6 protein-coding genes are annotated in these 9,120 nt (G+C 62.1%); 5 read left to right on the plus strand and 1 reads right to left on the minus strand.

Annotation, left to right across the window (positions count from 1 at the left end):
- The first annotated feature begins 314 nt into the window (after nt 1-314).
- The 5 genes from FHR27_RS03795 (at nt 315) to FHR27_RS03815 (ending at nt 8,025) form a co-directional block, all read left to right on the plus strand.
- Complete coding sequence (locus tag FHR27_RS03795) at nt 315-2,318, plus strand: DUF1302 domain-containing protein (protein WP_179537826.1); 2,004 nt, start codon at nt 315-317, stop codon at nt 2,316-2,318.
- 15 nt (nt 2,319-2,333) lie between these two features.
- Nucleotides 2,334-3,695: a DUF1329 domain-containing protein gene (locus tag FHR27_RS03800; protein WP_042552842.1), complete on the plus strand. Its 1,362-nt coding sequence runs from the start codon at nt 2,334-2,336 to the stop codon at nt 3,693-3,695.
- A 153-nt stretch (nt 3,696-3,848) separates the two neighbouring features.
- Complete coding sequence (locus FHR27_RS03805; protein WP_042552843.1) at nt 3,849-4,895, plus strand: WD40/YVTN/BNR-like repeat-containing protein; 1,047 nt, start codon at nt 3,849-3,851, stop codon at nt 4,893-4,895.
- A 19-nt stretch (nt 4,896-4,914) separates the two neighbouring features.
- Nucleotides 4,915-7,293, plus strand: a complete 2,379-nt coding sequence (locus FHR27_RS03810) for an efflux RND transporter permease subunit (protein WP_042552844.1) — start codon at nt 4,915-4,917, stop codon at nt 7,291-7,293.
- A 156-nt stretch (nt 7,294-7,449) separates the two neighbouring features.
- On the plus strand, nt 7,450-8,025 hold the full coding sequence (locus FHR27_RS03815) for a LysE family translocator (protein WP_179537827.1): 576 nt from the start codon (nt 7,450-7,452) through the stop codon (nt 8,023-8,025).
- Nucleotides 8,026-8,287: 262 nt separating this feature from the next.
- On the opposite strand, the gene FHR27_RS03820 is transcribed toward FHR27_RS03815, so the two are convergent.
- Nucleotides 8,288-9,112 (minus strand): helix-turn-helix domain-containing protein, encoded by an 825-nt coding sequence (locus FHR27_RS03820; RefSeq protein WP_179537828.1) that lies wholly within the window; start codon nt 9,110-9,112, stop codon nt 8,288-8,290.
- Nucleotides 9,113-9,120 lie beyond the last annotated feature (8 nt).

Here is a 9,120-nt window from a genome sequence, read left to right on the forward strand (position 1 = left end):
GCGCCGTCGATTGACGAATGCGTGGAGCTGTGTGCGCTTCGCAGCGCTTTCTGGGGAGGAGGGCGTTCGAAAAGGCGCTAATCGAGGGCTATTGGTCAGTGGACGACCAGTCATAAAAAGACGCTACGGAGCTGCTCTGGAAAAGCACTTTCGGCTAATACGATCGTTTGAATTGGCACCAAGGTTGCACTGCATGGGGCAGTGACGTCAGCCAGTTCAGCGCAATGACAGGACGCCCCAGCAAGGTGTCCGCCAGGCCCACCGAAAACGGGCCGGATAGAACAACGACTGTCTGTCAGCGGAGTAGAGATTCAATGCGTATCAAGTCCTTTGAGCCGGCCTTGCGCCTGGTGCCGGCGAAGGCGGGTTATGCCCTGGCCAGCGTGTTACCGCTGCTGGTCACGGTGCCCGTACAGGCGGCGGAGTTCAGCTTCGTCGACAACGAAATCAGCGGCTCGCTCGACACCACGCTGTCCTACGGGCAGCTGTGGCGTGTGCAGGGGCAGAGCAGAAGCAACGACGACGTCAACGTCAACGACGGCAATCGCAATTTCGATACCGGGCTGGTTTCCGAGGTGTTCAAGATCACCTCCGACCTGGAAATGAATTACCAGAACTACGGCCTCTTCGTGCGTGGCACGGCATTCTATGACACCCGGATCATGGACAAGCGCAACGACTTCAACAGCGGTAACAGGCCCACTCAGCCGAGCCAGAACTTCCCCAACGATGACAGCTTCACTCGCGATACTCGGCACAAGGCCGGACGCGATGCGCAGATCCTCGATGCCTACGTGTATGGCAACTGGGATGTCGCCGAGCGTCCGGTCAGTGCGCGTCTGGGTCGGCAGGTGTTCAACTGGGGCGAGGGCGTGTTCTATCGCGGTGGCGTGAACACCAGCAACCCGGTGGACGGCGCGCGCTTCCGTCTACCAGGTTCGGAGATCAAGGAAGTGCTGATCCCCGTCGAGGCGGTCAGTTTCAATATTGGCCTGACCGACAACCTGTCGATGGAGACCTTCTACCAGTTCAACTGGAAGGAAACCGCCATCGACCCGGTGGGCAGCTACTTCTCCGAGACCGACCTGTTCGCCGAGGGTGGCAATACCGCCTATTCGCGCCTGCCGGCGCTGCTTCCGCTGGCCGGGTTGTATGGTGGCCTGGGTGCCACGGGTGGTCTGCAGGGTGGTCGCAACATCGACGGCAACGGTTACATCAAGGTGGCGTCCATCGGCAAGGACATCAATGCCAGGAACGATGGTCAGTTCGGCGTGGCCTTTCGCTATATCGCCGAGCAGTTGAACTCGACCGAGTTCGGTTTCTACTTCGTCAATTACCACGCCAAGGAGCCGACCGCTGCGGCCGATCTGGGCAGCTATCCCGGGCTGAATCTCGCGGCCATTCAGGCGGCTGCAACGCCAGCCATCCAGCAGTCGGTAGCCAGCGCGGTCGGGCTGACGGTGCCCCAGCTGCAGGGCGCCATCGCGGCCGATCCTACCGGTGGCCTGGCCAATGCCTACCGCAATGCACTCTCCAGTGCCGTGGGCGGGATTGCCACCATCGACGTCGCCAACAGCATCAACGCCCGCCGCGAGTACGTCGAAGATATCCGCATGTACGGCTTCAGCTTCAATACCACCCTGGGCAATGCCTCGCTGTTCGGTGAGCTGTCCTATCGGCCGAACCTGCCGATCGGTGTCGCCGCCACCAACGACCTGCTCGGCGATCTGCTGCGTCAGGCGCCGCAAGTGGTGCAAGGCCAGCAGGTGAATATCGGTGGCAACGCTCTGCAGCTTGGCGAGCAGATCCACAACTACGAGCGTGTCGAGGCCTACAACGCCTCGCTGGGCAGCATCTACAACTTCGGCCCGTCGCTGGGGTTCGATGCGCTGACCGGCGTGGCCGAACTGGCCTCCGAGCACCTGCGCGGCAGCGACCTGAAGTACACCGCCTACGATGGCTCGACCCGCTACTACGCCGGGCGTGGTGATTCCTCCTACGCGTTCGGTTATGGCCGCAGTTATCAGGTCAACAAGAACGCCTATGGTTACACCCTGGTGCTGTCGGGCACCTGGAACGACGTCGTGGCCGGGGTCAATCTGTCGCCCTTCGTCGTCTACAAGGATGACTTCGAGGGCAACTCCTACCAGACCGGTAATTTCGTCGAAGGCCGCAAGGCTTACACCCTCGGCATGAAGGCCAACTACATGAACAGCCTGGAAGCCGAGCTGCAGTACACCGAGTTTTCCGGTGGCGGTAACAACAACGCCGTGCGCGACCGCGACAATGTCGGCGTCAACGTCAAATACTCCTTCTGATCACGGAGATACAGGATGCTGAACCTCAAAGGCGTCGCAGTCGCGCTGGTGCTGCTGGCCGGTAACGCCCAGGCGGCTGTTTCGCCTCAGGATGCGGCCAGGCTGGGCACCAGCCTGATGCCACTTGGCGGCGAAAAGGCCGGCAACGCAGCGGGCACCATTCCGGCCTGGACAGGCGGGATCACCCAGGCACCGGCTGGTTATCAAGGCTCGGGCAAGCACCATGTCGATCCTTTCGCGAACGACAAGCCGCTGTTCACCATCACCAAGGCCAACCTGCAGCAGTACCGGGACAACCTCACGCCTGGGCAGATCGCACTGTTCGAAGCCTACCCGGATACCTACCAGATGCCGGTGTACACCAGTCGCCGTTCCGGTTCGGCGCCGCAGTGGGTCTACGACAACACGGCGAAGAACGCGCTCAGCGCCAAGCTGCTCGACGGCGGCAACGGCTTCGCCGATGCCTACGGTGGCATCCCGTTCCCGATCCCGCAGAGCGGTGTCGAGGCGCTGTGGAACCACATCGCCCGTTATCGCGGTACCTACATCGTACGGCGTGCCTCGGAAGTGGCGGTGCAGCGCAATGGCTCCTACTCGCTGGTCACCTCGCAGCAGGAGGCGATGTTCAAGTTCTACGACCCCAAGGGCAGTTACGCCAACCTGAACAACATCCTCTTCTACTACCTGTCGTTCACCCGCAGCCCGGCGCGTCTGGCTGGTGGCGCGGTGTTGGTCCACGAGACCCTCGATCAGGTCAAGGAGCCGCGTCAGGCCTGGGGGTACAACGCCGGTCAGCGCCGTGTGCGGCGAGCACCTAATCTCGCCTATGACACGCCGATCTCCGCAGCCGATGGCCTGCGTACCGCCGATGACACCGACATGTTCAACGGCGCTCCGGATCGTTACGACTGGAAGCTGGTCGGCAAGAAGGAAATCTACATCCCCTACAACAACTACAAGGTCACCAGCCCGCAGGTCAAATACGAGGATCTGCTGCAGGTCGGTCACCTCAATCCGGCTTTCACCCGCAATGAGCTGCACCGGGTGTGGGTCGTGGAGGGCACGCTCAAGCCCGGCGCCCGGCACATCTATTCCAAGCGAACCCTGTATCTCGACGAAGACAGCTGGCAGGCTGCGGTGGTCGATCAGTACGATGGTCGGGGGGAATTGTGGCGCGTGTCTCTGGCGTATCTGAAGAACTACTATGAGCTGCCGACTACCTGGTCTGCGCTGGATGTCTTCCACGATCTGCAGGCGCGTCGCTACCACGTACAGAATCTGGATAACGAAGAAGCCAATACCATCGACTTCAGTCAGCCTGCCGTCGATGATGGCTACTTCACGCCGGCAGCGCTGCGCCGCCGCGGGACTCGCTGAGTCGATGGCGCGATCGACTGCGCGGCTGTCATTCGCGCGATCGATAACGCGGGCTTTTTCTTACAAAACAGTGGATTTTGGATCCGCAAAGGCCGCTAGCATGAGCGTCGCTTCACAGGCGCTGGCAATAACAAGAAGAAGGGGGAGTTTTGTATGAGTGAGCCCATTTTGCGGCGCATCAGGGGCGGGAAAAGCGTGCAGCCGGTGCTGCAGGCACTATCGCTGTGCGCGCTGCTGGTGGCCGCCGCGCCGCTCGTGCAGGCGCAAGCCCCTGACGAGGCCGTCAGCTATTCGGTGCCTTCGGCAAAGGCCGTGTCCAGCCTGTTGCTCGATATCGCTCACGCTGGCAAACGCCTGGTGGCGGTCGGTGAGCGCGGCCACATCCTCTATTCCGATAACGATGGCACGAGCTGGGAGCAGGCCAAGGTACCGACCCGGCAGATGCTCACTGCGGTGTTCTTCGTCGATGACAAGCACGGCTGGGCGGTCGGCCACGACGCCCTGGTATTGGCGACCACCGATGGCGGTGCCACCTGGGTCAAGCAGTTCGAGGACCTGCAGCGCGAGGCGCCGTTGCTCGACGTCTGGTTCAAGGATCTGCAACACGGCTTCGCCATCGGCGCCTACGGGGCGCTGCTGCAAACCAGCGATGGTGGCGCCACCTGGGAAGATGTCAGCGACCGTCTCGACAACGAGGACGCCTATCACCTCAACGGCATCGCCGAGGTGAAGGACACCGGTCTGTTCATCGTCGGCGAGATGGGCAGTCTGTTTCGCTCCGTCGATGGCGGCGAAACCTGGGAGACTCTGGAGGGCCCGTACCAGGGGTCGCTGTTCGGCGTGCTGGCCACCGGCGAGCCCCGCGGCCTGCTGGTCTATGGCCTGCGCGGGCACCTGTTCCAGTCCACCGACGGCGGTGACAGTTGGCAGCAGATCCCGTTGGCTACCGCCAGCGGCGGCACCCTGGAGTTTGGCCTGGCCAGCGCGGCCTTGCTCGATAACGGCAGTATCGTGGTGGTCGGGCATGGCGGCAGCGTGCTAACCAGCAGCGATCGCGGCCACAGCTTCAGCGTGTTCAATCGCCCGGATCGGGTGTCGCTGGCGGGCGTGACCGCAGGTGCCGATGGCAAGCTGATTCTGGTCGGGCAGGGCGGCGTACGCCTGACCTCGTCGACCGGTGCCAATCCAGGCCAACAATAACAAGCTGGGGTAGTGTTCGATGAGTAACCATCACCAAGACAAGGCTAGCCTGCTTGAGCGCCTGATCTTCAACAACCGGCCGGCGGTGATCCTGATCTGCCTGCTGGTCAGCGTGTTTCTGTTCTTCCAGGCCACTCAGGTCAGGCCGTCGACCAGCTTCGAGAAGATGATCCCGCTGAGCCATCCGTTCATTCAGAACATGATGGAACACCGCAACGACCTGGCCAACCTGGGCAATACCGTGCGTATTTCCGTGGAGGCCAAGAATGGCGACATCTTCAGCAAGGAGTACATGGAGACGCTGCGTCTGATCAACGACGAAGTGTTCTACATTCCAGGTGTCGACCGCTCCGGGCTGAAGTCGCTGTGGAGCCCCAGCGTGCGCTGGACCGAAGTCACCGAAGAGGGCTTCGCCGGTGGCGAGGTGATCCCGCAGACCTACGACGGCAGCCCGCAGAGCCTCGAGGAACTGCGCAGCAACGTGCTCAAGTCCGGGCAGATCGGTCGCCTGGTGGCGAACAACTTCAAGTCCAGCATCATCGATGTGCCGCTGCTCGAGTCCTACCCGGATCCCCAGGATCAGGGCCGCTTGATCAAGCTCGACTACCAGGAGTTCTCGCACCAGCTGGAAGAGAAGATCCGCAGCAAGTACCAGGCGCAGAATCCCGACGTGCAGGTGCACATCATCGGGTTCGCCAAGAAGGTCGGTGACCTGATCGATGGCCTGGTCATGGTGGCGCTGTTCTTCGGCGTGGCGCTGTTGATCACCTTCGTGCTGCTGTACTGGTTCACCTGGTGCATCCGCAGCACCATCGCGGTGCTGATCACCACCCTGGTGGCGGTGGTCTGGCAACTGGGCATGATGCACTCGGTCGGCTTCGGCCTCGATCCGTATTCCATGCTGGTGCCGTTCCTGATCTTCGCCATCGGTATTTCCCACGGCGTGCAGAAGATCAACGGCATCGCCCTGCAATCCGGCGGCTGCGAAGATGCGTTGACCGCAGCGCGGCTGACGTTCCGGCAGCTGTTCCTGCCGGGAATGATCGCCATCCTCGCCGACGCCGTCGGCTTCATCACCCTGTTGCTGATCGATATTGGCGTGATCCGTGAACTGGCCATCGGCGCGTCCATCGGTGTCGCGGTCATCGTCTTCACCAACCTGATCCTGCTGCCAGTGGCGATTTCCTATATCGGCATCAGCAAGAAGGCCGTGGAGCGCAGCAAGCGTGACGCGGTGAGTGAGCATCCGTTCTGGCGTCTGCTGTCGAACTTCGCCAGTTCCAGGGTCGCGCCGGTTTCCGTGGCGTTGGCCCTGTTCGCCGGTATCGGCGGCTTCTGGTACCAGCAGCAGAACCTGCAGGTCGGCGACCTCGATCAGGGCGCGCCCGAGCTGCGTCCGGATTCGCGCTACAACCTCGACAACGATTTCGTGATCCGCAACTACTCCACCAGCTCCGATGTGCTGGTGGTGATGGTCAAGACCGCGCCGGAAGGCTGTTCGACCTACGAAGCCCTGGCGGCCATGGACGAGCTGATGTGGACGATGGACAACACGCCCGGTGTGCAGTCGGCGATCTCCATGGTCAGCGTGTCGCGGCAACTGATCAAGGGCATGAACGAGGGCAACCTGAAATGGGAAACCCTGTCGCGCAATCAGGACGTGCTCAACAACTCCATTGCCCGCGCTGACGGCCTGTACAACGCCGATTGCTCGGTGGCACCGGTGCTGGTGTTCCTTCAGGACCACAAGGCCGAGACACTGAAGCGCGCAGTGGCGGCGGTAGAAGGTTTCGTCGAGGAGCATAAGTCCGAAAACGTGGAGTTCCTGCTGGCTGCCGGTAACGCCGGTATCGAGGCCGCGACCAACGAAGTGATCAGCACCTCGGAGCTGCTTATCCTGGTCTTGGTGTACCTGTGCGTCGGCATCATGTGCATGATCACCTTCCGCTCGTTCGCCGCCACCGTGTGCATCGTGCTGCCGCTGATCCTCACCTCGATTCTCGGCAACGCCCTGATGGCGTTCCTGGGTATCGGCGTGAAGGTCGCGACCCTGCCGGTGATCGCACTGGGCGTGGGGATCGGCGTGGACTACGGCATCTACATCTACAGTCGCCTGGAAACTTTCCTGCGGGCTGGCTTGCCGTTGCAGGAAGCCTACTACCAGACCCTGCGCTCCACCGGCAAGGCGGTGCTGTTCACCGGGCTGTGCCTGGCCATCGGCGTGGCGACCTGGATGTTCTCGGCGATCAAGTTCCAGGCCGACATGGGCCTGATGCTGACCTTCATGTTCATCGTCAACATGTTCGGTGCCCTGTGGCTGCTGCCGGCGCTGGCGCACTTCCTGATCAAGCCGGAGAAGCTGGCAGGCAAGAAGGGCGGTTCGTTGCTGGCCCATTGAAATCGATGGCGACATGAAGAAACCGCGGCCTGGCCGCGGTTTTTTTCGCCCGCCTTTCCCTGCAGCCACTCTTCGGGCCATGCGTGTTTTCTTCAATACGCCTCGGTGGCCACCGGTTAATTTGCCTCACTCCAAATCAGTGGTGGGGCATGCGTGATGAGTCTGTTTCTGTCCATGGCGGCCTTTGCACTGGCCGCATCCATTTCTCCCGGACCGGTCAATCTGCTTTCGCTGAGCACCGGTGCGCGGCACGGATTGCGGGCTGCGTTGCGACATGTCGCTGGCGCGACGCTGGGCTTCACGCTGCTGCTGGTGCTGATCGGCATGGGGCTGCACGAACTGTTGTCGCTATTAGCCGGGCTGACCGTGGCGATTCAGTGGGCGGGCGTGGCTTTCTTGTTTTACCTGGCGTGGCGATTGGCAGCCGACGATGGGGCGCTGCAGGCGGGCGAGGGCGCACCGGTCGCTTCGTTCATGCACGGCGCGCTCATGCAATGGCTGAATCCCAAAGCCTGGCTGGCGGCAATCGCTGGCATGGGCGCCTTCGTTGCCGATGGTGAGGCCTTGCTGGTCTGGCAGTTCGCCGCGATCTACTGCGTGGTCTGCTACCTGTCGCTGGCCTGCTGGGCCTATGCCGGTACCTGCTTGCAGCCGTACCTGCAGGCGCCGCAGCGGGTGCGGGTTTTGGCGGGATTGTTGGTGGCCAGTGCGGGGTATCTGGTGTTGGCGTAAGCCCGTTAAAGCCTATTCACGGTCTTTATGCGCATGAAGCGGCAACTACAAGGCATCCCTGGGTAGGGTGGACAACGCTCTTTTTGTCCACCATTACGATCGCAGAGCGGTGGACGGGTGAAGCGTCGTCCACCCTACAAAAGGCCGCTCCCGCCACTTAGCTGCCGAAATCGATGAACCTGGGCTGAAAGATTATGAACAGGTTCTTAGAGCGCCAGAGAACCGGAGCTCGGCATTGGGCCGGGTTATTGCGTGGTTGTCCCTAGCCGCGGTACTGGCCGGGGGTGGCGGCGAGGAATTGCTTGAAGGTGCGCTGGAAATGCGCCTGGTCGGCGAAGCCGGCTTCCAGAGCCACGTCGGCCAGTGGGGCGCCGTTCTTCAGGCGGGAGTGGGCGAACTGGATGCGGCGGTTGAGCAGGTAGGCGTGGGGCGTCATGCCGTAACGTTGCTTGAAACCACGAATCAGTTGCGACGGTGACAGCTGCGCGGCTTCGCACAGGGTGTCGAGTCTGAGCGTTTCCCCGCAGTGCTGGTGGATCAGGCGGGCGGCGTGTTCCAGGCGTGGGTTCATGCGCTCATCGCTGTCGCCCTCCAGCGCCAGGCGTTGCAGCGCGAGGCTGAAGAAGGCCGTGGCCTGAGCGGCCTTGCCGCTCGCGCCAAGGCTGGGGTCGAGCAAGGTTTCACGCAGTTGCAGCAGGCCCTCATACAGTTCGGCATCGTCACTGGCGATGCAGGCGAAGCGCTGGAAGACCGGCGTATCGGTCAGCCCCTGCGCTTGCTGCAGGTGGCCCAGCCACTGCGGGTCGACATACAGCATCAGGTACGACCAGGGTTGCCCGTCGATGGGGTTGCAGGCGTGCACGTCGCCGGGATTCATCAGCACTACCGTGCCCTGGCTGACGTGACGGTCCACATCGCGATTGCTGTAGGTGCTCTGCCCACGGGTGATTGCTCCGATGGAGAAGATCTCGTGGCTGTGCCGGCCATAGCAGACCTGGCGGCCATCCTCGATCGAGCGCAGTTCGACGAAGGGCAGCTCGGCGTCACGCCAGAAGCTGGGAAGCGCGGACACCGGCTGCTCGATCATTGGCCTTT

Origin of the sequence: Pseudomonas flavescens, assembly GCF_013408425.1 — a bacterium.
GTDB classification, from domain to species: domain Bacteria; phylum Pseudomonadota; class Gammaproteobacteria; order Pseudomonadales; family Pseudomonadaceae; genus Aquipseudomonas; species Aquipseudomonas fulva_A.

Excerpts from the sequence above, each read along its gene's own strand:
- FHR27_RS03795 (WP_179537826.1), top strand. The coding sequence starts at position 315 with ATGCGTATCAAGTCCTTTGAGCCGGCCTTGCGCCTGGTGCCGGCGAAG.
- FHR27_RS03800 (WP_042552842.1), top strand. The coding sequence starts at position 2,334 with ATGCTGAACCTCAAAGGCGTCGCAGTCGCGCTGGTGCTGCTGGCCGGT.
- FHR27_RS03815 (WP_179537827.1), top strand. The coding sequence starts at position 7,450 with ATGAGTCTGTTTCTGTCCATGGCGGCCTTTGCACTGGCCGCATCCATT.
- FHR27_RS03805 (WP_042552843.1), top strand. The coding sequence starts at position 3,849 with ATGAGTGAGCCCATTTTGCGGCGCATCAGGGGCGGGAAAAGCGTGCAG.
- FHR27_RS03820 (WP_179537828.1), bottom strand. The coding sequence starts at position 9,112 with ATGATCGAGCAGCCGGTGTCCGCGCTTCCCAGCTTCTGGCGTGACGCC.
- FHR27_RS03810 (WP_042552844.1), top strand. The coding sequence starts at position 4,915 with ATGAGTAACCATCACCAAGACAAGGCTAGCCTGCTTGAGCGCCTGATC.